The sequence below is a fragment of the Cupriavidus sp. Agwp_2 genome (assembly GCF_040784895.1).
In the GTDB taxonomy this organism is placed as follows: Bacteria; Pseudomonadota; Gammaproteobacteria; order Burkholderiales; family Burkholderiaceae; genus Cupriavidus.
The window spans coordinates 474,414-496,806 of sequence record NZ_CP088083.1 but is presented as its reverse complement, the minus strand read 5'-3'; the positions used below and the strand labels follow the sequence as shown (position 1 = coordinate 496,806).

At 64.1% G+C, this 22,393-nt stretch carries 22 protein-coding genes and 1 other RNA gene; 5 read left to right on the top strand and 18 right to left on the bottom strand.

The window, feature by feature from the left end; translation table 11 throughout:
- Positions 1-20 precede the first annotated feature (20 nt).
- The 3 genes from LPA45_RS02325 to tyrS all read right to left on the bottom strand — a co-directional run bounded on the left by LPA45_RS02325 (position 21) and on the right by tyrS (position 2,446).
- On the bottom strand, positions 21-668 hold the full coding sequence (locus LPA45_RS02325; protein ID WP_116317121.1) for a YbhB/YbcL family Raf kinase inhibitor-like protein: 648 nt from the start codon (positions 666-668) through the stop codon (positions 21-23).
- Between the two features lie 64 nt (positions 669-732).
- Positions 733-1,194 carry a D-aminoacyl-tRNA deacylase gene (dtd, locus tag LPA45_RS02320; protein ID WP_116317120.1) on the bottom strand — a complete coding sequence of 154 codons (462 nt, stop codon included), beginning with the start codon at positions 1,192-1,194 and terminating at the stop codon, positions 733-735.
- A gap of 10 nt (positions 1,195-1,204) precedes the next feature.
- Entirely contained in the window at positions 1,205-2,446 is a 1,242-nt protein-coding gene (gene tyrS, locus LPA45_RS02315; protein ID WP_116317119.1) for a tyrosine--tRNA ligase, read from the bottom strand.
- Between the two features lie 270 nt (positions 2,447-2,716).
- On the opposite strand from tyrS, the gene LPA45_RS02310 reads away from it, so the two are divergent.
- Both LPA45_RS02310 and LPA45_RS02305 read left to right on the top strand, forming a co-directional pair.
- Positions 2,717-4,111, top strand: coding sequence for a M23 family metallopeptidase (locus LPA45_RS02310; protein WP_367394874.1), 1,395 nt, complete (start codon positions 2,717-2,719; stop codon positions 4,109-4,111).
- A gap of 52 nt (positions 4,112-4,163) precedes the next feature.
- The gene (locus LPA45_RS02305; RefSeq protein WP_233527971.1) at positions 4,164-5,249 is read left to right on the top strand and encodes an anhydro-N-acetylmuramic acid kinase; all 1,086 of its coding nucleotides are present in this window, start codon (positions 4,164-4,166) and stop codon (positions 5,247-5,249) included.
- On the opposite strand, the gene LPA45_RS02300 is transcribed toward LPA45_RS02305, so the two are convergent.
- Entirely contained in the window at positions 5,246-6,154 is a 909-nt protein-coding gene (locus tag LPA45_RS02300) for a LysR family transcriptional regulator (RefSeq protein ID WP_116317116.1), read from the bottom strand. The genes LPA45_RS02305 and LPA45_RS02300 overlap by 4 nt on opposite strands.
- An 87-nt stretch (positions 6,155-6,241) precedes the next feature.
- Here LPA45_RS02300 and LPA45_RS02295 point away from each other — a divergent pair, with 87 nt between their 5' ends.
- Entirely contained in the window at positions 6,242-7,051 is an 810-nt protein-coding gene (locus LPA45_RS02295) for a phytanoyl-CoA dioxygenase family protein (RefSeq protein WP_116317817.1), read from the top strand.
- 58 nt (positions 7,052-7,109) lie between these two features.
- Here the strand turns inward: LPA45_RS02295 and erpA are convergent, their stop codons facing one another.
- The 5 genes from erpA to rplM form a co-directional block, all read right to left on the bottom strand.
- Positions 7,110-7,478: an iron-sulfur cluster insertion protein ErpA gene (gene erpA / locus LPA45_RS02290; RefSeq protein ID WP_010813904.1), complete on the bottom strand. Its 369-nt coding sequence runs from the start codon at positions 7,476-7,478 to the stop codon at positions 7,110-7,112.
- 112 nt (positions 7,479-7,590) lie between these two features.
- Positions 7,591-9,288 carry a group II intron reverse transcriptase/maturase gene (ltrA, locus tag LPA45_RS02285; RefSeq protein ID WP_116317115.1) on the bottom strand — a complete coding sequence of 566 codons (1,698 nt, stop codon included), beginning with the start codon at positions 9,286-9,288 and terminating at the stop codon, positions 7,591-7,593.
- 1,232 nt (positions 9,289-10,520) lie between these two features.
- Positions 10,521-11,018 carry a polymer-forming cytoskeletal protein gene (locus LPA45_RS02280; protein ID WP_367394873.1) on the bottom strand — a complete coding sequence of 166 codons (498 nt, stop codon included), beginning with the start codon at positions 11,016-11,018 and terminating at the stop codon, positions 10,521-10,523.
- A 254-nt stretch (positions 11,019-11,272) separates the two neighbouring features.
- Positions 11,273-11,665 carry a 30S ribosomal protein S9 gene (rpsI, locus tag LPA45_RS02275; RefSeq protein WP_116317113.1) on the bottom strand — a complete coding sequence of 131 codons (393 nt, stop codon included), beginning with the start codon at positions 11,663-11,665 and terminating at the stop codon, positions 11,273-11,275.
- 12 nt (positions 11,666-11,677) lie between these two features.
- Entirely contained in the window at positions 11,678-12,106 is a 429-nt protein-coding gene (gene rplM, locus LPA45_RS02270) for a 50S ribosomal protein L13 (RefSeq protein ID WP_010813907.1), read from the bottom strand.
- 723 nt (positions 12,107-12,829) lie between these two features.
- On the opposite strand from rplM, the gene LPA45_RS02265 reads away from it, so the two are divergent.
- Complete coding sequence (locus tag LPA45_RS02265) at positions 12,830-13,252, top strand: OsmC family protein (protein ID WP_116317112.1); 423 nt, start codon at positions 12,830-12,832, stop codon at positions 13,250-13,252.
- Between the two features lie 54 nt (positions 13,253-13,306).
- On the opposite strand, the gene rnpB is transcribed toward LPA45_RS02265, so the two are convergent.
- The 5 genes from rnpB to LPA45_RS02240 form a co-directional block, all read right to left on the bottom strand.
- Positions 13,307-13,647, bottom strand: an RNA gene (rnpB, locus tag LPA45_RS02260) — RNase P RNA component class A.
- Between the two features lie 23 nt (positions 13,648-13,670).
- Positions 13,671-14,510, bottom strand: a complete 840-nt coding sequence (locus LPA45_RS02255; protein WP_367394872.1) for a DUF3025 domain-containing protein — start codon at positions 14,508-14,510, stop codon at positions 13,671-13,673.
- An 11-nt stretch (positions 14,511-14,521) separates the two neighbouring features.
- A complete protein-coding gene (pyrC, locus tag LPA45_RS02250; protein ID WP_116317110.1) occupies positions 14,522-15,556 on the bottom strand; it encodes a dihydroorotase in 1,035 nt (344 codons plus the stop codon).
- Between the two features lie 49 nt (positions 15,557-15,605).
- On the bottom strand, positions 15,606-16,913 hold the full coding sequence (locus LPA45_RS02245) for a glycerate kinase (protein WP_367394871.1): 1,308 nt from the start codon (positions 16,911-16,913) through the stop codon (positions 15,606-15,608).
- Positions 16,910-17,983, bottom strand: a complete 1,074-nt coding sequence (locus tag LPA45_RS02240) for a tartrate dehydrogenase (RefSeq protein ID WP_367394870.1) — start codon at positions 17,981-17,983, stop codon at positions 16,910-16,912. The genes LPA45_RS02245 and LPA45_RS02240 overlap by 4 nt, the downstream gene beginning before the upstream one ends.
- Before the next feature lie 144 nt (positions 17,984-18,127).
- Here LPA45_RS02240 and LPA45_RS02235 point away from each other — a divergent pair, with 144 nt between their 5' ends.
- The gene (locus LPA45_RS02235; RefSeq protein ID WP_029048545.1) at positions 18,128-18,958 is read left to right on the top strand and encodes a class II glutamine amidotransferase; all 831 of its coding nucleotides are present in this window, start codon (positions 18,128-18,130) and stop codon (positions 18,956-18,958) included.
- Between the two features lie 87 nt (positions 18,959-19,045).
- Here LPA45_RS02235 and LPA45_RS02230 read toward each other — a convergent pair whose 3' ends face one another.
- The 4 genes from LPA45_RS02230 to LPA45_RS02215 all read right to left on the bottom strand — a co-directional run bounded on the left by LPA45_RS02230 (position 19,046) and on the right by LPA45_RS02215 (position 22,161).
- The gene (locus LPA45_RS02230; RefSeq protein WP_116317107.1) at positions 19,046-19,780 is read right to left on the bottom strand and encodes an amino acid ABC transporter ATP-binding protein; all 735 of its coding nucleotides are present in this window, start codon (positions 19,778-19,780) and stop codon (positions 19,046-19,048) included.
- Positions 19,777-20,460 carry a glutamate/aspartate ABC transporter permease GltK gene (gltK, locus tag LPA45_RS02225; RefSeq protein WP_116317106.1) on the bottom strand — a complete coding sequence of 228 codons (684 nt, stop codon included), beginning with the start codon at positions 20,458-20,460 and terminating at the stop codon, positions 19,777-19,779. Before gltK ends, LPA45_RS02230 begins: the two co-directional genes overlap by 4 nt.
- A 9-nt stretch (positions 20,461-20,469) precedes the next feature.
- On the bottom strand, positions 20,470-21,198 hold the full coding sequence (locus LPA45_RS02220) for an amino acid ABC transporter permease (protein WP_116317105.1): 729 nt from the start codon (positions 21,196-21,198) through the stop codon (positions 20,470-20,472).
- Between the two features lie 63 nt (positions 21,199-21,261).
- Complete coding sequence (locus LPA45_RS02215) at positions 21,262-22,161, bottom strand: glutamate/aspartate ABC transporter substrate-binding protein (RefSeq protein ID WP_116317104.1); 900 nt, start codon at positions 22,159-22,161, stop codon at positions 21,262-21,264.
- Positions 22,162-22,393 lie beyond the last annotated feature (232 nt).

Here is a 22,393-nt window from a genome sequence, read left to right as displayed (position 1 = left end):
TTCGGTTTCCTAGAAGCCGCTTACTTCGCCAGCTTGGGATTGAGCGTGTAGGTGCCGGTCAGGCTGGCCTGCGCCAGCACATGGCCCTGGATCGCGTCGCGCACCTGCGCGCCGGTGAAGGTGCCATCCAGCGGCAAGCGGTCGATGTCCAGCGCATACAGCGTAAACACGTAGTGGTGCATCAGCGTGTCGTTCCACGGCGGGCACGGGCCGTCATAGCCGTAGTAGTCGCCCTTCATGTCGGCATCGCTGGCGAACCAGCCGGTGTAGTCGTTGATGCCGTGGCGCAGGCCGCCCGCGGTGGCGGTGCCGCCGGTGGCCTCGGGGCCCGGCTTGCCGCGCGCGATCACGCCGTCGCTGTGCGAGGCGGCGGCGATCGAGCTCAGGCCCGGCGGAATGTCGACCAGCACCCAGTGGAAGAAATCCACGCGCGGCAGCGACGCCGGCACTTCGCGGCCTTCCTGGTTGACGTCGTCGCCCTTGCTGGGCACGTCGCGGTCATGGCAGATCAGCACGAACGAGCGCGTCTCGGCGGGCGCGTCTTCCCAGTGCAGGTCGGGGTTGCGATTGGTCGACAAGGCAACGTGGCTGGCCGCGTCGGGAACGCAGAAAGCAAACTCGCCAGGGATCGGCGCGTTGTCGTTAAAGGACTTGCTCCAGAGTTTCATTTGTCTCTCCTGTCTTGGTGCCGCGCCGAGGCGCGACAGCTTGGGATCTGTCTGGCGTTCTAGATCAGGCCGGCGGCACCCGCAGCCAGAACGTGACCGGCCCGTCGTTGACCAGGCTGACCTGCATCATCGCGCCGAACTCGCCGGTCTGCACCAGCGGATGCGATGTGCGCGCTTTTGCCACGAAATGTTCGTACAACCGCTTGCCGTCCTCCGGCGACGCCGCCGGCGTAAAGCTGGGCCGCGTGCCGCTGTTGGTATCGGCCGCCAGTGTGAACTGCGACACCACCAGCAGGCCACCCGGGTTGCCGTTGCCGTCCATGTTCTGCACCGGCAGGTTCATCTTGCCGGCGGCATCCGAAAACACCCGGTACGACAGCATCTTGGCCAGCAGCCGCTCGGCCTGCGCCTCGGTATCGCCGCGCTCGGCGCAGACCAGGGCCAGCAGGCCGGCGCCGATCTCGCCCGTGGTGCGGCCCTCGACCGTCACGCGGGCCTGCGCGACACGCTGGATCAGAGCGATCATGCCCGCCGCCTCAGGACAGCGTCACGCGCGCGAAGCGGCGCTTGCCGACCTGCACGACGTAGGTGCCGGCGGCGACCTTGGTGGCCTTGTCGCTGACCGTGGCGCCGTCGATCTTGACGCCGCCCTGGTCGATATTGCGGTTGGCTTCGGACGTGGACGGTACCAGGTTGGCCTGCTTGAGCAGCTGCGCGATGCCCAGCGGCGCGCCTTCCAGGCTGATGGCGGGGATATCGTCGGGCACGCCGCCGCGCGCGCGGTGGTTGAAGTCTTCCAGCGCCTTCTCGGCATCGGCCTGGCTGTGGAAGCGGGCCACGATCTCCTGCGCCAGCAGCACCTTGCAGTCGCGCGGGTTGCGGCCCGCGGCGATTTCCTGCTTCATCAGGTCGATCTCGGCAAGCGGGCGGAACGACAGCAGCGTGTAGTACTGCCACATCAGGTCGTCCGAGATGCTCATCAGCTTGCCGAACATGTCGTTGGGCGCCTCGGTCACGCCGACGTAGTTGCCCTTGGACTTTGACATCTTCTCGACGCCGTCCAGGCCCACCAGCAGCGGCATGGTCAGGATGCACTGCGGCTCCTGGCCATACTCCTTCTGCAGTTCGCGGCCGACCAGCAGATTGAACTTCTGGTCCGTGCCGCCCAGCTCCAGGTCGGACTTGAGCGCCACCGAGTCATAGCCCTGCATCAGCGGGTAGAGGAACTCGTGCACCGAGATCGGAATCCCGGAGCGGAACCGCTTGGTGAAGTCGTCCCGTTCCATCATGCGCGCCACGGTGTACTTGGCCGCCAGCTGGATCATGCCGCGCGCGCCCAGCGGGTCGCACCACTCGCTGTTGTAGCGGATTTCGGTGCGGGCCGGGTCGAGCACCAGGCTGGCCTGGCGGTAGTAGGTTTGCGCGTTGGCCTCGATCTGCTCGCGCGTCAGCGGCGGGCGCGTGCTGTTGCGGCCCGACGGATCGCCGATGGTCGAGGTGAAATCGCCGATCAGGAAAATCACCTGGTGGCCGAGGTCCTGCAGCTGGCGCAGCTTGTTCAGCACCACGGTGTGGCCGATATGGATGTCGGGCGCGGTCGGGTCCAGGCCCAGTTTGATGCGCAGCGGCACGCCGGTGGCCTCGCTGCGCGCGAGCTTCTGCGCCCATTCGGATTCGATCAGCAGTTCGTCGCAGCCACGCCTGGAGACCTCCAGGGCGTGCATCACCGACGGCGTCAGCGGGAATTTGGCCGCGGGGCCCGTGGAAACTTCAGTCATGACGTAAGTCTTTGAAATACATGAAATTTTAGGAAAGATTCCGACAGCCGCGAGCGGCGGATTTTGGTATAATCCGCCTTTCCGGGCGCCAGCGGAACCGCTTCCTGTGCGCCATTAGTCACCTGCCGCGGCACTCGGTCCAAATCGAGGTCGCGATCCGATGCAGGTGGCCCGATAAAGTGAACAGCACGCGCCGCACCTCGGGGGAGGAAGGCAGACGAGACACATCGTTGCAGCAGCGGTGCTCAGACCAAGGTTGAATTTTACGTGATGTGGTCAAGACTCCGCGAAGTTTTCGCGCGCGAGCTGGTGGTTCTTGTTGACCCAACCAACCCCCAGCATGCGCGCCGGCGCAAGCAACTTACTGCCTCGGTGGGCGCAATCTTCACGCTCGGCATGGCCGCGGCGATGGGCGTTGCACCGCGCAGCGCCTTCGATGATCCGCTCGCCCCGCGCACCGAGCAGCCCCTGCGCATGCCCGACGTGCGCGAGCAGCTCGACCTGCTTACCGACAGCCAGTCCGTGTACGTGCGCGAAGAGCGCATGCAGCGCGGCGACACCATCGGCAGCCTGCTGCGCCGCCTCGGCGTGGACGATCCCGATGCGCAGGCCTTTATCGTCAAGAATCCGACCGCACGGGGCCTGTTCAGCCTGAACCCGGGCCAGGCAGTTCAGGCGGAAATCGACGAAAGCAACATGCTGGTGTCGCTGCAGGCCAACCTCGGCGGCGACGCCGCGGCCTCGCGCGAGCTGGTGATCGAGCGCGTGCGCGCGGCTGCCGACAGCGGCACCGCCAGCTACAAGGCCAAGGTCCAGCGCGTCGATAACGACGTGCACTACGAGATGGCTTCGGGCGCGATTTCCGGCGCAGGCTTCTTCAAGGCCATGGACGCGGCCAACGTGCCCGACGAGGTCGTGCAGCAGATGCTGTCGATCTTCTCCGGCGTGATCGACTTCCACCACGATATCGCCAGCGGCGACCGTTTCCGCATCATTTATGAAGCGGGCTTCCGCGACGGCACCTTCGTGCGCAACGGCCGCGTGATCGCGATCGAACTGATCAACCGCAACCAGCTGCACCAGGCGCTGTGGTTCGCGCCCGAAGACAGCAAGGATGGCACCGGCGCCTACTACACGTTCGACGGGCGCAGCATGAAGCGGCCGTTCCTGCGTTCGCCGGTGGAATTCTCGCGCGTGTCGTCGGGCTTCGGCGGCCGCGAGCATCCGCTGCACCACGACTGGGCCCAGCACAAGGGCGTGGACTTCGCCGCACCGACCGGCACCAAGGTGCTGGCGACCGGCGACGGCGTGGTCGAATTCGTCGGCCAGCAGAACGGCTACGGCAACATCGTCATCCTGAGCCATTCCAACGGCTACTCGACCTATTACGCCCACTTGTCCGGCTTTGCCGGCATGCGTCAGGGCCAACCGGTGCGGCAGGGGCAACTGATCGGCTACGTCGGCTCGACCGGCTGGGCCACCGGGCCGCACCTGCACTATGAGTTCCGCTTCAACGACGTGCCGCAGAACCCGCTGACCATCACGCTGATGGAATCGCCGCCGCTGACCGGCAAGTCACGCCAGGAATTCCAGACCTACACCAGCGGGCTGCTCAGCCGCATCAATGCACTGCGTGCCTACAACGTGCTGACCGCTTCCAACTGACGCGCCGACCGTGACCCAGCCCGTGCCAGGCAGCGAGCGCTATATCGGCATCATGTCCGGCACCAGCATGGACGGTGCCGATGCGGTGCTGGTCGATTTCAACGGCACGCGGCCAGAGGTACTGGCCGCCGCCAGCGAACCCTTTCCCGAGACCCTGCGCGCGGCGTACGGCGCCCTGCAGCAGCCGGGCGAAGACGAGATCCACCGCGAGGCACTGGCGGCGAACGCGCTGGCCGAGGTCTACGCGGCTTGCGTGGCGACGTTGCTGCGCGAGGCTGGCGTGCCGGCCGCCTCGGTCGCCGCCATTGGCGCGCACGGGCAGACCATCCGCCACCGGCCGGGCCAGTACGACGGCATCGGCTACACCCGTCAGAGCCAGCATCCGGCCCGGCTCGCCGAGCTGGCCGGCATCGACGTCATCGCGGATTTCCGCAGCCGCGATGTCGCCGCGGGTGGTCAGGGGGCACCGCTGGTGCCGGCGCTGCACCATGCCCTGTTTGGCAGCGACGCCGAGACGCGCGTCGCCTGCAATATCGGCGGCATCTCCAATATCAGCATCCTGCCTGCCGCCGGCGCCGTCAGCGGTTTTGACTGCGGCCCGGGCAATGCCCTGCTCGACCATTGGATCCACCGCCATCGCGGGTTTCCGTTCGACAGCAATGGCGACTGGGCGGCCAGTGGGCGCGTCGACGACGCGCTGCTGGCGCGATGCCTCGCCGATCCCTACTTCAGCGCATCACCGCCCAAGAGCACCGGCCGCGACCTGTTCCACCCCGGCTGGCTCGACTCCCAACTGCGGGCTTTCGGGCACCTTGCCCCCGCCGACGTGCAGGCCACGCTGGCGGCGCTGACCGCCGAAGCCATCGCCCGCGACGTGCGCGTCCATGCGCGCGATGCAAGACGCCTCGTGGTTTGCGGCGGTGGCGCCCGCAACGCCTTCGTGATGGCGCGGCTGGCGCAGGCGCTGCCTGGCGTGGCCATCGAAACCTCGGAAGACTACGGCGTGCCGGTCTCGCAGGTCGAGGCCATCGCCTTTGCCTGGCTGGCGCGCCAGTGCGCACTGCGCCTGCCTGGCAACGTGCCCACCGTGACCGGCGCCGCCGGCCCGCGGGTGCTGGGCGCGATCTATCCGCGCTAAGCAGCTGCCGCGCCGGTAGCACCCTCCTCCACCCATGCCATGAAGGCCTGCGCCAGCGGCGACGCCCGCATGGCCGGCGAGCGCGCCAGCACCACGCGCTGCGGCGTCACCGGCTCGCGCAGCGGCAGGCAGGCGATCGGCATGCCGTCGTAGCTGTGATCGCCGGCCGGCCGCGTGCACGACAACGCCACGCCGTAGCTGTGCGCCACCAGCCCGCGCTGCATCTCGAAGGTCTGCGTGTACTGGTGCAGCACCGGTTGCAGGCCGTGCGCCCAGAACAACGACAGGAAGTATTCGCGTGTCTGCGGAATGTCTTCGAGGATCAGTCGCTCGCCGGCCAGGTCGGCCAGGCTCACGTCCGCGCCCCGCGCCAGCGGGTGCCTCGCGGGCAGCAGCGCGTAGGGCGGCAGTTGCGCGAGCGTGCAGCGCTCGGTGCGCGCATCCAGGCCCAGGTCATAGGTCAGCGCCAGTTCCGCCTTGCCGGCCTGCAGCGCGCGATGCACGGTGGCGAGGTCAGCCTCGAACAGGGTCACCGAGACCCCGGGGTGCCGTGCGCGGAAGCCGGCCAGCAATCGCGGCACGAAATACGGTCCCAGGTCCTGGAAGCACGTCAGCGATAACTGGCCGCTCAGGCCGCGCTCGCCGGCATCGTCGGCGGTCAGTCCCGCCGCCAGCGCCAGAATATCGCGCGCACGGCCAAGCAAGCGCTGGCCGGCCGGCGTCAGCAACAGGCCGCGGCTGACCTGGCGCCGGAACAGCGGCTCACCCAGCGTGTCTTCCAGCTGCGCGATCGCGGTCGACACCGACGGCTGCGACACATGGCGGGCGCGGGCCGCCGCGCTGATGCTGCCGTGCTCGGCGGCGGCGACAAAGTACTCGAGCTGGCGGAAAGAAAAAGGAATCATGATTTCCTATATCGCAACATAGGAAATATATGCTTTTCCTATCCATGCCGGATGCCGATACTGCGAGCATCGCCAACCGGAGCCCCCATGGAAATCACCCAGGAACAGATCGAGACCTACCAGCGCGACGGCGTGCTGGTGCTGCGCGGTGCCTTCGCGGACTGGATCGAGCCGCTGCGCGAAGGTTTCGCGCAGAACCTGGCCGTGCCCGGCCCCTTCGCCATCGAGAACGTACGGCCCGGCGAAGGCGGGCGCTTTTTCGAGGACTATTGCAACTGGCAGCGCATCGCGCCGTTCGATGCCTTTATCCGCCAGTCGCCGGCGGCAGCCATCGCGGGCCGCATCATGCAATCGCAAGCCGTGCAGGTGTTCCACGAGCATATCCTGGTCAAGGAACCCGGCACGGCCAAGCCCACGCCGTGGCACCAGGATCTGCCCTACTACTGCGTCGACGGCACCCAGACCGCGAGCTACTGGATTCCGCTGGACCCCGTCACGCAGGCCAATACGCTGCGCGTGGTGGCCGGCTCGCATCGCTGGCCGCGGCTGGTGCGGCCCAAGCGCTGGGCCAGCAACGAAAACTTCTATGGCGGCCGGGGCAACGATGACAGCGCGTTCATGGACATGCCGGATGTCGAGGACGGCAGCCACACGCTGCTCGCGCCCGACATGGAACCGGGCGATGCGGTGGTGTTCGACTTCCGCACCGTGCACGGCGCGGCGGGCAATACCGGCACTGGCCGCCGGCGCGCGTTCTCGGCGCGCTTCCTGGGTGACGACGTGCGCTTCCTGCAGCGGCCGGGGCGTACCTCGCCGCCGTTTCCCGGCATCGGCCAGCAGAGTGGCGAGCGACTGCGCGAGGACTGGTTTCCGGTGGTCTGGCGCGCCGGCCGGTAGTCACGGCATCAAACAAAAAAACGCACCCGAAGGTGCGTTTTTTTGGGGTCGGAACCGCTCAGACCGAGAACGACGAGCCGCAACCGCAGGTGGTCGAGGCATTCGGGTTCTTGATCACGAACTGGGCGCCATTGATGTCTTCCTTGTAGTCGATCTCGGCGCCGACCAGGTACTGGTAGCTCATCGAGTCGATCAGCAAGGTGACGCCGTTCTTGACCATGGTGGTGTCGTCTTCGTTGACTTCCTCGTCGAAGGTGAAGCCATACTGGAAGCCCGAGCAGCCGCCACCCTGCACGAACACGCGCAGTTTCAGTTCGGCATTGCCCTCTTCCTCGATCAACTGCTTGACCTTGTCGGCGGCGCTGTCGGTAAAGACGAACGGTGCCGGCACGTCCTCGGTAACGGGTGCCTCTGCGACTGCGTTCATGGGGTGTTCTCCTGTTTAGTTGGGTAGGGACAGGTCATTGCTGACCCATCCCCCCCTAAGAACCGTACGTGCGAGTTTCCCCGCATACGGCTCAAGCCTTTCAAAGTACGGTTTATTGTACCGGTTTCACTACGGGTCTGCCGTGGTGGTGCACTTGCTTGTGGCAATCAGGGTGTAGCAGCACACGATTCCCTAGAGCGTCCGAGCCTCCGTATGTACGGTACTCGATGTGATGATCTTCCCATCCTGTCTCTTTGGTGATCTTGCACTCACACACCGCACACAAGCCCCGCTGGGAAATGTAGAGCTTAATCCACTGCTTCCGGTGCGACATGTTGTTTAACATCCGCTCCTGACGCAGCGTTTCGCCGTATCTTTCCTGCGCTGGGTCGAAGGGGTGATAGTCCCCTCGAACCTTCTTGTGCCTTTGGATAGGCGTACCCGCAAGGGAATAAAGCCCCACCCATCGGCTATTGCCGCCGTCATCCACGATCGTGGTTCCAAACACCCAACTCCGATCCCCGACTGGCGCGTAGTACTTCTTCCGCACCCAATCGGTGGTCTTCTGTGGATGTCGCCGTTTCGCCCACCGCCATAGAGCCTTGGATACTGCGTACTCCAAGCGGTTGAACGTGGCCTTCGCAACCACCGGGCTGTGATACTGCGCCCAGCCCCTTAGCATCGGGTTCAGCAAGTTGATGATGTTCACTTGCTTCGCCGTCTTGTTGGCACTGATGACCCCTTTCACCTTGCGATAGAACGTTTGCACATTCTTCTTGCTCGGCTTAATGAGCAGCGTTCCCGAATACTTCCGGAAATTCCACCCGAGGAAGTCAAAGCCGTCAGCGATATTGACGATCCGCGTTTTCTCCGTCGATAGCGTCAGCCCCCGTACTGCCAGGAACTGTTCCACCCACGGCTTCACTTCGCTTTCTAGGATCTCCGGCGTACTGCCAGTGATCACGAAGTCGTCCGCATAGCGCACCACATTCACTTTTAGCTTCTTCGTGTTGACCACGCCCAGTTTAGTCTCGAGAGACTTAACCAGTTGTCGTTCCAACCCGTTCAGCGCAACGTTTGCCAGAGTGGGGGAAATGATGCCCCCCTGCGGTGTTCCGGCTTCGGTCGCCTGAAGCTGGCCTTGAAATACCACGCCAGCTTTCAACCACTTCCGAAGGATTGCTTTGTCCATAGGGACATTGCTTTCCAGCCAGTCGTGACTGATATGGTCAAAGCAGCCTTTGATGTCCGCTTCCAAGATCCATTGGGCCGAAGCCTTTCTGGACAGGTTTAGGAATAGCTGAGACATGGCGTCCGCGGTAGAGCGGTTGATCCGAAACCCATAGGAGTTCGGATCGCTCGTCCCTTCGGACACCGGCTCCAGGGCCAGCAAATACAGCGCTTGCATGGCTCTGTCTAACATGGTCGGAATGCCCAAAGGGCGCTCCTTCCCGTTGGCCTTGGGGATAAAAACCCTCCGTAGTGGCAAAGGTCTATATCCCCGGCGCTTCAACCGCCCGATGGCTTCCCATCGGGTTTCAGGCGAGTCCCATTTTTCGCGATCGACGCCTGCCGTTCGCTTACCTTGGTTCTCCGTCACTCGCTTCACTGCCGATGCCTTGGCAGAAAACGAGCGGGTCAGAGACCGTTGCAAAGCTTTCACCCTGCGCCAATCCCCTTCCTGTGTCGCCTTCGCAATTCGAATCTGCATCTCTCGGACGTTCCGCTCCACGCGGCGCCAATCAATGGCACCCCAGGTTTGCGGCCCGCCGGAGAGCGCAGATTCATCCTTGCGGATCAATGCTTCCATGCTGCTCTCCTATCTTGAGGATCTTCCCCAACATCAAGAGACAGCACGCCCCTTGAGGGACGTGTTGCCCCTCAAGGGAAGAAAATTTAAACAAGCGAGATTAGTCAGCCGTCCTGCGACGATTGACCAGTTGGAAGTCTGCCCGCTTTCGCGTGGGATGATGTTTCAATCCCTATCCGAGCCATTACAGCCCGGCATTCGCTTTCTCCAACCTCCCATACCCGCACAGCCAACAGCGTTCCTTGCGGTTCGCCTGCCTGAGCCAAACTGCGCTCCGGCAGCCATACGGGCTTACCACGTTCCCTGCGCATTACACGACCGGGTTAGGGCCTGCCTTTCCGCCGGCGGTTGTATGGCGACGTGTTCCGGCGTACCAGCGGAACAACCAACCGCACACCTTTTGGTTGATGCCTATCAGCAGCTTTGGCATCTCAATACTGACGACGTTTACCAGCAGTTCATATACGTTGCCCATGCCAGCCAGCCTAGCTCCTCAACCCCAATTGCTGCTCGGAGTCTCTGCCGTCCAGTCTCACGACTAGGCGACACCCTTGCGGGGGAAACATTGTCAGGAGAGCTTCACACCCCACCGTTACCAGTGACGCATGTCCCCTTAGGCTACTGCTAGTCGCATAGCAGGTTCTCTATCGAAACACCCTCACGGGCACATTCGACCGAACCATAACGCGCAGAGCTTGCGCTCCGGGACCTCACTTCCTACTTCATGTGCTCCCATATTGGCGAGCGCTTGACGGTGGGTGAACTCTTTCGAGCGCAGACCTCCGTCCCAAGGCGTACAGCGCCGACCCGACTGGGTCGGTTTGAATGCCGTGTAACGACTTCGCAACCAAACTAACGTTGCGCAACCGCCCGCACCCTCCGTAGAGGAGGCGTTTACAAAGAAACTCGCCCAAAGGCGAGCGTCCCCGCCCTTGGGCAATGGCTGGAAATTCATCCAGCAGAAAGCAAACCGCGGGTAGCCAATACTCCGGCTCCCGCAGCACATCGGACTCCCCCTGGCTGTTCGGCTGGGTTCGTCTAAGCAAGAAATTGGTTGGGATTAGACGGTCTGGCAGAAGCCTTTCCGTGTCCCAACAAGGTCGATGCTCCTTACGTTGGAGCTGCCCGGACACGATAGTGCGTGTCGCACGATACGCCTGTATTCTAAGCGTTACTGGAAGATCGTGCCGAAGCCCTTTGTTTTCAAGGGTTTCGAGCGTGCGGCAGGCCGCTCAGGCGGCCTTTTCCGTGGGACTGGCGGCGTCCACCGGAGTTTCCTCGGCCGCCGCATCGTCCCCGGCCGGCGTTTCCGTCACTTCAGTCACCGGTCCGGCATCGACCACGTTGGGCAACGCCTTGATTTCGCCGGCCGCGCCCTGCGACAGCGGGACCAGCCGCCCTTCGACCAGCGCGCCCTGGTGCATCTCCAGCGCTGCATAGCGCACATCACCCAGCACGCGCGCCTGCGGTTGCAGTTCCAGCAGGTCGGTCGCATGCACCGGGCCCTTCACCGTGCCGTTGAGCACCAGGTGGCCAACGCTGATCTCGCCTTCGACCATGCCCTTCTCGCTGACCACCAGCATGCTCGGCTTGCCGGGCGCCGCGGTGACATTGCCGCGCACGCGCCCATCCAGGCGCAGGCCGCCGGCAAACACCAGGTTGCCGTCGATGGCGGTGTCCGCGCCGATCAGCGTATCGATCGAAAGGCCCTTCTTCTTCGAAAACAGCATCGCTCTCACTCCTCTCTCGTTCGTACCGGGCCGCCGGGCCCGGAGCGCGTCGCCATGGCAGACGGCTTGCCGATGGCGACAGGGCGTGATTGTAGCCGCGTGCAGCGCATACCCCACAAAAGTCTGGTGGCCCGTCCGCTATTTCGGCAGCCTCCGCTGAAACCGTAGCGTCGTGGCAAAAAAAAACCGCACGGCAAGCGTGCGGTTTTTTTGGATTTCGCAGTATCCGGCAGAACCGGTACCGCGAAAACGCATCAGCGCTTCGAGAACTGCTTGCGACGACGCGCCTTGTGGAAGCCGACCTTCTTACGCTCGACTTCACGTGCATCGCGCGTGACGTAGCCAGCCTTCGACAGAGCCGACTTCAGGGTCGCATCATAGTCGATCAGGGCACGGGTGATGCCGTGGCGCACTGCGCCGGCCTGGCCGGTTTCGCCACCGCCGGTCACGTTGACCTTGATGTCGAACGTTTCGCCGTGGGCGGTCAGTTCCAGGGGCTGGCGCACGATCATCAGCGAGGTTTCGCGAGCGAAATACTCTTTGATGGGCTTGCCGTTGACGACGATCTCGCCCTTGCCCGACTTGATGAAGACACGAGCCACAGCGCTCTTGCGGCGGCCAGTACCGTAATTCCAGTTACCGATCATGGATTGGCCTCCTTAGATTTCCAGCGCCTTCGGCTGCTGCGCTTCGTGCGGATGCTCGGCTTCGGCGTAAACCTTCAGCTTCTTGATCATCGCGTAGCCCAGCGGACCCTTCGGCAGCATGCCCTTCACAGCCTTTTCCAGGGCACGGCCCGGGAAACGCTGCTGCATCTTGCCAAACGTCGTTTCGTAGATACCGCCCGGGTAGCCCGAATGGCGATAGTACTTCTTGTCCGTTTCCTTGGTACCCGTGACACGCAGCTTGGCTGCATTGACGATGATGATGTAATCACCCGTGTCGACGTGCGGAGTGAATTCCGGCTTGTGCTTGCCGCGCAGACGGCGTGCCACTTCGCTGGCGACACGGCCGAGGACTTTGTCCGTCGCGTCAATCACGTACCAGTCGCGCTTTACCTCATGAGGCTTGGCGGAAAAGGTCTTCATGATTTTTCCTGACTATTAGTTCGTGCCCGAAATCCGACTCGCGAAGGCTTGTACTCGCCCCTGCAAGTCTTGTGGCCCGTCTGGGACTGGCCGGATACTGCTTCTCTTTCCCGCGGGCATGACGGAAAAGCCCACGATTATAATCGCGGCTATCGGATGGGCACAAGCAAAGACTGAGGTTTTCGTCAAGATCGTTGCTACAAATCGCCTGCCCGGGCAGCGTACGCCACTCTGGCCACCGGAACCGCTTCCGCGCAGGGGCGAAAAAAAACCCAAGCTGGTTTAGCTTGGGTTTGAATCCACCAAAGGAGGAGGGTGGAGGAGACACTTGGAGATCGACGGGGAAACTGCGGGCGGTGCGGGTGGCGTATCCGGAAGGCTTCGCTTTCGCACTCTGGCGCGCTGTCAGCGCCGTCGTTCAATGATTGGAATTATACATGGGGTTTTCCCGGATGCAAGGGAAATTTGTAGTACGAAATGCGATTTCATATGGCGGGATGACACGCCCCTTCCATTCTGCACCATATTTTCCTTTTAAAACAATGGTTTATACACATAAAACCGTTGTCACAGAACCGTCACACTAGAGGAAACCCTCAGTTTTCCCAGGGATATCGGCATCACGGGCGTGAACTTGACGATGCCATATACTGAGAATTGCAAGATTCGAGATCACGCGATAGTGATCGCAATCTCACAACACAAACGACAGGAACGAACAGAATGGAATGCAAAGTAACATGGATGGGCGCCGACGGCATGAGCTTCGTGGCCCAGACCGGCAGCGGCCATATCGTTGCGATGGACGGCGCGCCCGAGGGCGGCGGCCATAACCTTGCGCCCCGCCCGATGGAAATGGTCCTGGTCGGCACCGGCGGCTGCACCGCCTATGACGTGGTGCTGATCCTGAAACGCGGCCGCCAGGATGTGCGCGGCTGCAGCGTCCAGCTGCAGGCCGATCGCGCCGGCGAAGATCCCAAGGTCTTCACCCGCATCAACTTCCATTTTGTGGTGACCGGCAAGAATCTCAACCCCGCCACGGTCGAGCGCGCGATCAAGCTGTCGCACGAAAAGTACTGCTCGGCGTCGATCATGCTGGCCAAGACGGCCGAGATCACGCACACGATGGAAATCGTCGAAGGCTGATGGAAGTTGGCCGGCCCGGTGTGCCGCGAAGGCGCCGGGTCATGCCGAAGACTGAAGCAAAGCAGGCCGATAAGCCGGATTCTGTGCGCACCGCCCGCCTTGCGGCCAGCGGCGCGTGACAACCATTCCTCTAGGCCGACTGTTACCAGCCGGCTCCAGCTCCCTACCCGCAGACTCAGCGGGCCGCTTCATCGCCTGCCTATTTGGGATTGCTCCAGGTGGAGGTTACCGCGTTTCACCCTTCCCGCCAGGCGAACCCGGCGGCAAGACTCGTCTCTGTGGCCCTATTCCGCACGTTGCCGTGGATGGCTGTTAGCCAACACCCTGCCCTGTGGAGTCCGGACTTTCCTCCCCCTGCACCTTGCGGTTCAGGCAGCGGTTGTCTGGCCTGCTTTGCGGGCCGCAGTCTAACACCGATTCAGCCAGGTTGCCGGCGTAAGTCCCGCATGCGCCCGGGCCGGAACACCGTGGTGTCGGCATAGAAATCAGGCGAGGCGTTGCCGGCACACCATCCGGGGATGCCCATGACCGGCAGCGGCGCAAAGCAGCGACCCCCGCGCAGCGTGCCGGTATCGGCCGCCCCTTCCAGCGACGACGCCACCGCGCCATCCAGCGCGCCGCCCGGCACCAGCGGCAGCATCCAGGCATGCGCGGTCACGGCCTTGTACGGCTGCACCATCTTTTCCAGCAGCGCATGGCCGAACGGCACCACCCTGCACGCGGTGCCCCACGCGTGGCGTTGAGCGACAAAAAGACGCTGCCAGGCAAACCCGCGCAGCGCGTCGGCATGCTCGCCGCCCTCGCTCAGGAACAGCACCGCGTTTTCGTCAAACAGCGTGGCCGCGTCACGCACGCCGCCGCGCGTGGTCTGCACGCCCTCGCGCGCGATCACCGTGGCCTGGATCTGGTTGAGCACGCGCTTGGCTTGCGGGAAATGCAGCCAGACCAGCGCATTGAAGAAATCGTGGAGGTTGTCGCGCGTCGGGACTTCGCCCGTGGCGTGGATATGCGCTTCATAGGCGCTGCCCTCGGGCAAGGCCTGCTGCGGGATAAAGCGCAGCGGCACCCCGCGCGCGCTGTGCAAGCCCAGCGTGCTTGCCTGGGCATCGAGCAGCGCGCGCAGGTCGGCACCGCCCTGCACTGCCGACGCCAGCGCTGCGCCGTGCGGGGCAAAGGGCTGGAACCATGGCCGGGACCAGTCGATCCCGGCCAGCGCGGCGGCGAAGGATTCGCCCGCCGCGGTTGCTTCGGCTTGCAACGCCGAAGCGGTCAGCGCGCCTTCCAGCGCAGCGTTTCGCCGCCGCGCAGCGGCACCAGCGTGGTGTCGCCATACGGCAGTTCGGCCGGCAATTGCCAGTCTTCACGCTCCAGCGTCAGCGTGCCGGCGTTGCGCGCCAGGCCGTAGAAGGCCGGACCGTTGAAGCTGGCGAAGGCTTCCAGCTTGTCCAGCGCACCGGCGGCGTCGAAGGCCTCGGCATACAGCTCCATCGCATGCAGCGCGGTGTAGCAGCCGGCGCAGCCGCAGGCATGTTCCTTCAGGCCGCGCGCGTGCGGCGCGCTGTCGGTGCCCAGGAAGAAGCGCGGGTTGCCGGAGGTGGCGGCCGCGACCAGCGCTTCGCGGTGGGTTTCGCGCTTGAGCACCGGCAGGCAGTAGTAATGCGGGCGGATGCCGCCGGTGAAGATCGCATTCCGGTTGTACAGCAGGTGGTGGGCGGTGATGGTGGCGCCGACCGGGCCGCTGGCTTCCAGCACGTACTGGGCGGCATCCTTGGTAGTGATGTGTTCGAACACCACTTTCAGTTCAGGCATGTCGCGGCGCAGCGGTGTCATCACCTGCTCGATGAACACGGCCTCGCGGTCGAAGATATCGATCGCCGGGTCGGTGACTTCGCCGTGCACCAGCAGCGGCAGGCCTTCGCGCTGCATCGCTTCCAGCGCGGCGTAGCAACGGCGGATGTCGGTCACGCCGGCGTCGCTGTTGGTGGTGGCGCCCGCCGGGTACAGCTTGACGCCGTGCACGAAGCCGCTGGCCTTGGCCGCGACGATCTCTTCGGCGCTGGTGTTATCGGTCAGGTACAGCGTCATCAGCGGCTCGAACTGCATGCCGGCCGGCAGCGCCGCCAGGATGCGGGCGCGGTAGGCCTGCGCCTGGGCCACCGTGGTCACGGGCGGCTTCAGGTTCGGCATGATGATCGCGCGCGCGAACTGGCGGGCGGTGTCGGGCAGCACGGCGGCCAGCGCCGCGCCGTCGCGCAGGTGCAGGTGCCAGTCGTCCGGGCGGGTAATGGTGAGCTTCTGGGTCATGGCTTGCTTGGGCCCACCGCGGGGGACGGCGGCGGGCGCTATTTCAGAATCAGAGAATCAGGATGGCGCGGTAATCGTTCACGTTGGTGCGCGTGGGCCCGGTGACCACCAGGTCGCCGATGGCGCCGAACAAGCCCCAGGCGTCGTGCGCCTCGAGCTGGCGCTGGCCCGGCAGGCCGGCGGCTTCGGCACGCGCCAGCGTGGTCGGATCGGCCAGCGCACCGGCGTTGTCTTCCGAGCCGTCGATGCCATCGGTGTCGGCCGCGATCGCGTGCACGCCGGGCATGCCTGCCAGTTCGACCGCCAGCGACAGCAGAAACTCCGAGCAGCGCCCGCCGCGCGCCTTGCTGGCACCGCCGCCGGCCGGCAAAGTGACCGTGCACTCACCTCCGGAGATCAGCGCCACGGGCGTGGCGAACGGCGCATTGTACGCGCGAATTTCGCGCACCAGCGCCGCGTAGACGCGCGCCACTTCGCGCGCCTCACCCGTCACCGTGTCGCCCAGCACCACCGGGGTGACGCCGCGTTCGCGGAACAGCGCGGCGGCGGCCTCGAGGCTGCCGTGGGCGGTGGCAATCATGACGTTGTCGACCCGGTCGAACAAGGGATCGCCGGGCTTGGGCGTCTCAGGCACCTCGCCGCGGGCGCCGCGTTCCAGGTGCGACTGCACGCTGGCCGGCACCTGTGCACCATAGCGGCGCAGGATCTCTAGCGCGTCGTTGAAAGTACTGGGATCGGCCACGGTCGGGCCCGAAGCGATAGCGCTGGGGTCGTCGCCGGCCACGTCCGAGACAATCAGCGTGGTCACCGGCGCCTGGCTGGCCTGCGCCAGCCGCCCGCCCTGGATGCGCGAGACATGCTTGCGCACGATGTTCATGTCGGTGATCGGTGCGCCACAGCGCAGCAATTCCTTGGTGGTCGCCTTCAGGTCGGCCATCGGGATGCCCTCGGCCGGCAGCGACAGCAGGCTCGAACCGCCGCCCGAGACCAGCACCAGCAGCCGGTCCTGCGCCGTAAGCGATTGCACTGCGGCCAGGATTTCCGCCGCGGCCTGCTCGCCCGACTCGTCCGGCACCGGGTGGCCGGCCTCGATCACGCGGATATGGTCGGTCGGCATGCCGTGTGCGTAGCGCGTGACCACCAGCCCTTCGAGCGTAGCCTTGCCGGCATAGGCGCGCTCGACCGCCGCGGCCATCGACGCAGCGGCCTTGCCCGCACCCACCACCAGCGTGCGGCCGCCGGCGTGCGGCGGCGGCAGGTGCTGCGCGACGATCTGCAGCGGGTCGGCCGCCGCCACGGCGGCCTGGAAGGTTTCGAGCAGCAGTGCGCGGGCGTCCCCCGCGAACCCGGCGCTCACAGCGCCTCCGCGATGGCGCGGCCCAGGTCTGCGGTACCGGCCTTGCCGCCGATATCGCGCGTCAGCGGCGCATGCTCCGGCCCGGCGGCCAGCACCTTTTCGATCGCGCCCAGCACGGCCGCGCCGGCCTCGGCATGGCCCAGGTGCTCCAGCATCATGGCGCCGCACCAGATCTGGCCGATCGGGTTGGCCATGCCGCGCCCGGCGATATCCGGGGCCGATCCGTGCACCGGCTCGAACAGGCTGGGGAAGGTGCGGTCCGGATTGATATTGCCCGACGGCGCGATGCCGATGGTGCCGGTGCAGGCCGGCCCCAGGTCGGACAGGATGTCGCCAAACAGGTTGCTGGCCACCACCACGTCGAACCAGTCCGGATGCTGGACGAAATGGGCAGTCAGGATGTCGATGTGGTACTTGTCGACCTTCAGGCCGGGGTAGTTGGCGGCCATCGCTTCGACCCGTTCGTCCCAGTACGGCATCGTGATCGAAATCCCGTTGGACTTGGTCGCCGACGTCAGGTGCTTCTTGGGCCGCTTCTGGGCCAGTTCGAAGGCAAACTTCAGGATGCGGTCGACGCCGGTGCGGCTCATCACCGTTTCCTGCACCACGATCTCGCGCTCGGTGCCGGGGAACATGCGGCCACCGATGCTGGAATACTCGCCCTCGGTGTTCTCGCGCACCACGTAGAAGTCGATGTCGCCGGGCTTGCGGTCCGCCAGCGGGCTCTTGATGCCGGGCATCAGCCGCACCGGGCGCAGGTTGACGTACTGGTCGAACGAACGGCGGAACTGCAGCAGCGAGCCCCACAGCGAGACGTGGTCGGGCACCGTATCGGGCCAGCCGACCGCGCCGAAGTAGATGGCGTCGTACTTGACCAGTGTGTCGAACCAGTCGTCAGGCAGCATCTTGCCGTGGCGGGCGTAGTAGTCGCAGCTGGAAAAATCGAAATGATCCCACTGGAAGTCGATGCCGAAGCGGCGCGCCGCGGCATCCATCACGCGTATGCCCTCGGGCATGACTTCCGTGCCGATTCCGTCTCCGGGAATCACGGCGATCTTGTATTGGCTCATCGTTCTCGGGATTGCTAGCAGGTATGGGGTACCGGTGGCACCGCACTGGAGCGCCCGCGGGTTGCTTGGCAGCGGCCCGGGCGCGCGGGATAATGTCTGCATTCTATTGCAAAGCGGCAGCCCGCTGCCGACCGGTGCCCTGATATGTGCCAGTTGCTAGGCATGAACTGCGCCACGCCGACCGACGTGACGTTCTCCTTCACCGGCTTCGCCGCCCGCGGCGGCGTGACCGACCACCACGCCGACGGTTTCGGTGTCGCCTTCTTCGAGGACAAGGCCTGCCGCCTGTTCATCGACAACCAGTCCGCCGGCACCTCGCCGGTGGCCGACCTGATCAAGCGCTACCCGATCAAGTCCAAGAACGTCATCTCGCATATCCGCAAGGCGACGCAGGGCACCGTGCTGCTGGAGAACTGCCACCCGTTCATGCGCGAGCTGTGGGGCCGGCACTGGATCTTTGCCCACAACGGGGACCTGCTGAATTTCTCGCCATTCCTGTCGGGCGTGTACCAGCCGGTCGGCGATACCGACAGCGAACTGGCCTTCTGCACGCTGATGCAAGGCCTGCGCAAGCGCTTTCCGGGCTCGCAACCGCCGCTGAATGAACTGGGCCATGCGCTGGCCGACATCACGCGCGATATCACGCTGCATGGCGTGTTCAATTTCCTGCTGAGCAACGGCCAGGCCCTGTTTGCCCACTGCTCGACCCGCCTGTACTACATCGTGCGGGAGTGGCCGTTTTCCACCGCGCACCTGATCGATGCGGACCTGTCGATCGACTTCGCCCAGGTGACCACGCCGGACGACCGCGTTGCCGTGATCGCCACCGCCCCGTTGACTGACAACGAGACCTGGACCCAGTTCGCCCCAGGCGAGCTGATCATGTTCGAGCACGGGCGTCCGGTGATGACGCTGACCGTACCGATCCCGCCCGAAGTCCAGGCCAAGAACGCGGCCAATACCGCCTGTACCTGAGCCCGCCTGTACCTGAGCCTGGCACAACGGAAGGCACAACTGAAAAGGGACGCCGAGGCGTCCCTTTTCCTATGGCTGGCAGTCCGTTCAGTGATGCAGGATCTTCGACAGGAACTGCCTGGCGCGCTCCGAGCGGTGCTCGATATCGCCGAAGAACTCTTCCTTTTCGGCATCCTCGACGATCTTGCCCTGGTCCATGAAGATCACGCGGTTGGCCACCTTGCGCGCGAAACCCATTTCATGGGTCACGCACATCATGGTCATGCCTTCCTGCGCCAGCTGCACCATCACGTCCAGCACTTCGTTGACCATCTCGGGGTCCAGCGCCGAGGTGGGTTCGTCGAACAGCATGCAGATCGGATCCATGGACAGCGCGCGCGCAATGGCCACGCGCTGCTGCTGGCCGCCCGAAAGCTGGCCAGGGTACTTCTCCGCCTGGCTTTTTAAGCCCACGCGCTCCAGGTATTTCATGCCCTTCGCCATCGCCTCGTCCTTCGAGCGGCCGAGCACCTTCATCTGCGCGATGGTCAGGTTCTCGGTGATCGACAGGTGCGGGAACAGCTCGAAGTTCTGGAACACCATGCCCACGCGCGAACGCAGCTTGGGCAGGTTGGTCTTGGGATTGCCCACCGAGGTGCCATCGACCAGGATGTCGCCCTTCTGAAACGGCTCCAGCGCGTTGACGGTCTTGATCAGCGTGGATTTCCCCGAACCCGACGGGCCGCACACCACCACCACTTCACCCTTGGCAACCTTGGTGGTGCAGTCGGTCAGCACCTGGAAGGAGCCGTACCACTTGGAAACATTGTTGATTTCGATCATACAGCCACCTTTTTCTGGTAACGCTTGACCAGCAGCGAAGCGGAGAAACAAATGATGAAGTACACCAGGCCCGCGAACAGCAGCATCTCGACGATACGCCCGTCGCGCTCGCCGATGCCGTAAGCCTGGCCGAAGAAGTCAGCCAGCGCGCTCACGTACACCAGCGACGTATCCTGGAACAGGATGATGCCCTGGGTCAGCAGCAGCGGCACCATGTTGCGGAATGCCTGCGGCAGGATCACCAGCCGCATCGACTGCCCGTAGGTCATGCCCAGCGCCTGCGCCGCGAACATCTGCCCGCGCGACACGCTCTGGATCCCCGCGCGGATGATCTCAGAGTAGTACGCCGCCTCGAACAGCGCGAACGCCACCAGCGCCGACGTCATGCGCAGGTCGGTCGCGGGCGACAGGTTGAAGATGCCCTGCAGCACCTGCGGAATGATCAGGAAGAACCACAACAGCACCATCACCAGCGGGATGGAGCGGAAGATGGTCACGTACCCCTGCGCAAACCAGTTCAGCAGCCTGTAGGACGACAGCCGCATCATCGCCAGGATGGTGCCCCAGATGATACCGACCACCACCGCGGTGACGGTGATCTTGAGCGAGACCATCATGCCCTCGCCCAGCACGTGCAGCGTGCTGGGATTGATCGAGGTGAAATCGAAGGAATAAGCCATGGCGCCCCCTTACTTGCCGCCGATGAAGCCGGGCACGCGCGTGCGGGCCTCGACCCAGCGCATCAGCAGCATCACCGTGACGTTGATCAGCGCGTACATCAGCGTGACCGCGATGAACGATTCATACGGACGCGCGGTGTAGTCCACCAGCTGGCGGCCCTGCGCGGCCAGTTCCAGCAGGCCGATGGTCGACGCTACCGCCGAGTTCTTGAAGATGTTCAGGAATTCGGAGGTCAGCGGCGGCACGATCACGCGGAAGGCCATCGGCAGCAGTACGTGGCGGTACGTCTGCGGCAGCGTGAAGCCCATCGCCAGGCCCGCGTTCTTCTGCCCGCGCGCCAGCGAGTTGATACCCGAGCGCACCTGCTCGCACACCCGCGCGGCGGTAAAAGTGCCCAGGCACAGCATCGCGGCCAGGAACTGCTGCGCGAACGGGTTCATCTGCTTGATCGCCTCGCCGCCGGGCAGCAGCTCGGGGGCGACGAAATACCAGATGAACAGCTGCACCAGCAGCGGGATGTTGCGGAATATCTCGACGTAGGTGGCGGCAAAACCCGACAGCCACTTGTTGGGCACGGTGCGCAGCACGCCGAGCACCGACCCGATGACCAGGGCAATGACCCAGGACGAAAGCCCCAGCGCGAGCGTGACCTTCAGGCCGGAGATCATCCAGTCCAGGTAGGTCTCGTTCTGGGCGGCCTGTTCGAGGAAAACTCCCCAATGCCAGTTGTAGTTCATGTTGCGTCCTCAAAAAGAAACGGAAGGACATGCCTTCCGTTTCGCACTGCTGTCCCGGTCAGATCAGTCCAGCGCCTTGTCGTTCGGCGCCTTGATCAGGGTCTTCATGTCTTCGGACAGCGGGAAGTCCAGGTTGAGGCCCTTCGGCGGCACCGGTTGCATGAACCACTTGGTGTACAGCGTGTTGACCGCGCCGTCCTTCATCATGCCGGTGATCACGGTGTCGGACAGCTTCTTGAACTGCGGATCGTCCTTGCGGATCATGCAGCCATACGACTCGCGCGACTGGGCCTTGCCCACCACGATCCAGTCGGCCGGGTTCTTGGCCTTGGCGCGCTCGCCGTACAGCAGCGCGTCGTCCATCATGAACGCCACCGCGCGGCCCGATTCCAGCGTCAGGAACGACTGGCCGTGGTCCTTGGTGCTGATGATATTCATGCCCAGCTTCTGGTCGTCGTTCATCTTGCGCAGCAGGCGCTCCGACGTGGTGCCGGCGGTGGTGACGACGTTCTTGCCCTTCAGGTCGGCCCAGTCCTTGATGCCGGCGTCCTTCTTCACCATGATGCGCGTGCCGATGATGAAGATGGAGTTGGTGAAGGCGACTTGCTTCTGGCGTTCCAGGTTATTGGTGGTCGAGCCGCACTCGATGTCGATGGTGCCGTTCTGCAGCAGCGTGATGCGGTTCTGCGAGGTGATCGGGATTTCCTTGACCTGCAGGTTCGGCAGCTTCAGCTGGTCCTTGATGGCTTCCACGATCTTCATATTGATGTCGTAGGAATAGCCGACCTGGCGCACGCCGCCCAGGTTGTAGTTAAACGGAATCGACGACTCGCGCACGCCAAGCGTAATCACGCCGGTGTCTTTGATCTTCTTCAGCGTGCCCGTCAGTTGTTCAGCCGCCTGGGCCGTTCCGCACATTACGCCGGCGGCAATCATCAGGGAAGCCAACTTGGCAAAATTCATAACATCTCCTTGACCATAGAAGAGAAAGCGGGATTCTAGAGACAAAACCCCCTCTGGTGAAACAGTATTGCGCAGCATCCGTCGCAATACAACTGGGTTTTCTCCTAGAACCCTTATTCAGGGCAATCCATGCGCACGTCGTCCTGCACGTCGTCCGGATACGACAACGCGGTCTCCAGCGCTTGCTGAAGACCGCGTCTGGCGGTCAAGAACCTGGGAACCGGATCGGTTG

Coding starts and splice junctions, on each gene's coding strand:
- gltK (WP_116317106.1), bottom strand. CDS start 20,460: ATGGCTTATTCCTTCGATTTCACCTCGATCAATCCCAGCACGCTGCAC.
- LPA45_RS02220 (WP_116317105.1), bottom strand. CDS start 21,198: ATGAACTACAACTGGCATTGGGGAGTTTTCCTCGAACAGGCCGCCCAG.
- erpA (WP_010813904.1), bottom strand. CDS start 7,478: ATGAACGCAGTCGCAGAGGCACCCGTTACCGAGGACGTGCCGGCACCG.
- LPA45_RS02295 (WP_116317817.1), top strand. CDS start 6,242: ATGGAAATCACCCAGGAACAGATCGAGACCTACCAGCGCGACGGCGTG.
- LPA45_RS02325 (WP_116317121.1), bottom strand. CDS start 668: ATGAAACTCTGGAGCAAGTCCTTTAACGACAACGCGCCGATCCCTGGC.
- LPA45_RS02230 (WP_116317107.1), bottom strand. CDS start 19,780: ATGATCGAAATCAACAATGTTTCCAAGTGGTACGGCTCCTTCCAGGTG.
- tyrS (WP_116317119.1), bottom strand. CDS start 2,446: ATGACTGAAGTTTCCACGGGCCCCGCGGCCAAATTCCCGCTGACGCCG.
- LPA45_RS02300 (WP_116317116.1), bottom strand. CDS start 6,154: ATGATTCCTTTTTCTTTCCGCCAGCTCGAGTACTTTGTCGCCGCCGCC.
- LPA45_RS02215 (WP_116317104.1), bottom strand. CDS start 22,161: ATGAATTTTGCCAAGTTGGCTTCCCTGATGATTGCCGCCGGCGTAATG.
- LPA45_RS02305 (WP_233527971.1), top strand. CDS start 4,164: ATGTCCGGCACCAGCATGGACGGTGCCGATGCGGTGCTGGTCGATTTC.
- LPA45_RS02280 (WP_367394873.1), bottom strand. CDS start 11,018: ATGCTGTTTTCGAAGAAGAAGGGCCTTTCGATCGATACGCTGATCGGC.
- LPA45_RS02310 (WP_367394874.1), top strand. CDS start 2,717: ATGTGGTCAAGACTCCGCGAAGTTTTCGCGCGCGAGCTGGTGGTTCTT.
- LPA45_RS02265 (WP_116317112.1), top strand. CDS start 12,830: ATGGAATGCAAAGTAACATGGATGGGCGCCGACGGCATGAGCTTCGTG.
- ltrA (WP_116317115.1), bottom strand. CDS start 9,288: ATGGAAGCATTGATCCGCAAGGATGAATCTGCGCTCTCCGGCGGGCCG.
- LPA45_RS02235 (WP_029048545.1), top strand. CDS start 18,128: ATGTGCCAGTTGCTAGGCATGAACTGCGCCACGCCGACCGACGTGACG.
- pyrC (WP_116317110.1), bottom strand. CDS start 15,556: ATGACCCAGAAGCTCACCATTACCCGCCCGGACGACTGGCACCTGCAC.
- LPA45_RS02240 (WP_367394870.1), bottom strand. CDS start 17,983: ATGAGCCAATACAAGATCGCCGTGATTCCCGGAGACGGAATCGGCACG.
- rplM (WP_010813907.1), bottom strand. CDS start 12,106: ATGAAGACCTTTTCCGCCAAGCCTCATGAGGTAAAGCGCGACTGGTAC.
- rpsI (WP_116317113.1), bottom strand. CDS start 11,665: ATGATCGGTAACTGGAATTACGGTACTGGCCGCCGCAAGAGCGCTGTG.
- dtd (WP_116317120.1), bottom strand. CDS start 1,194: ATGATCGCTCTGATCCAGCGTGTCGCGCAGGCCCGCGTGACGGTCGAG.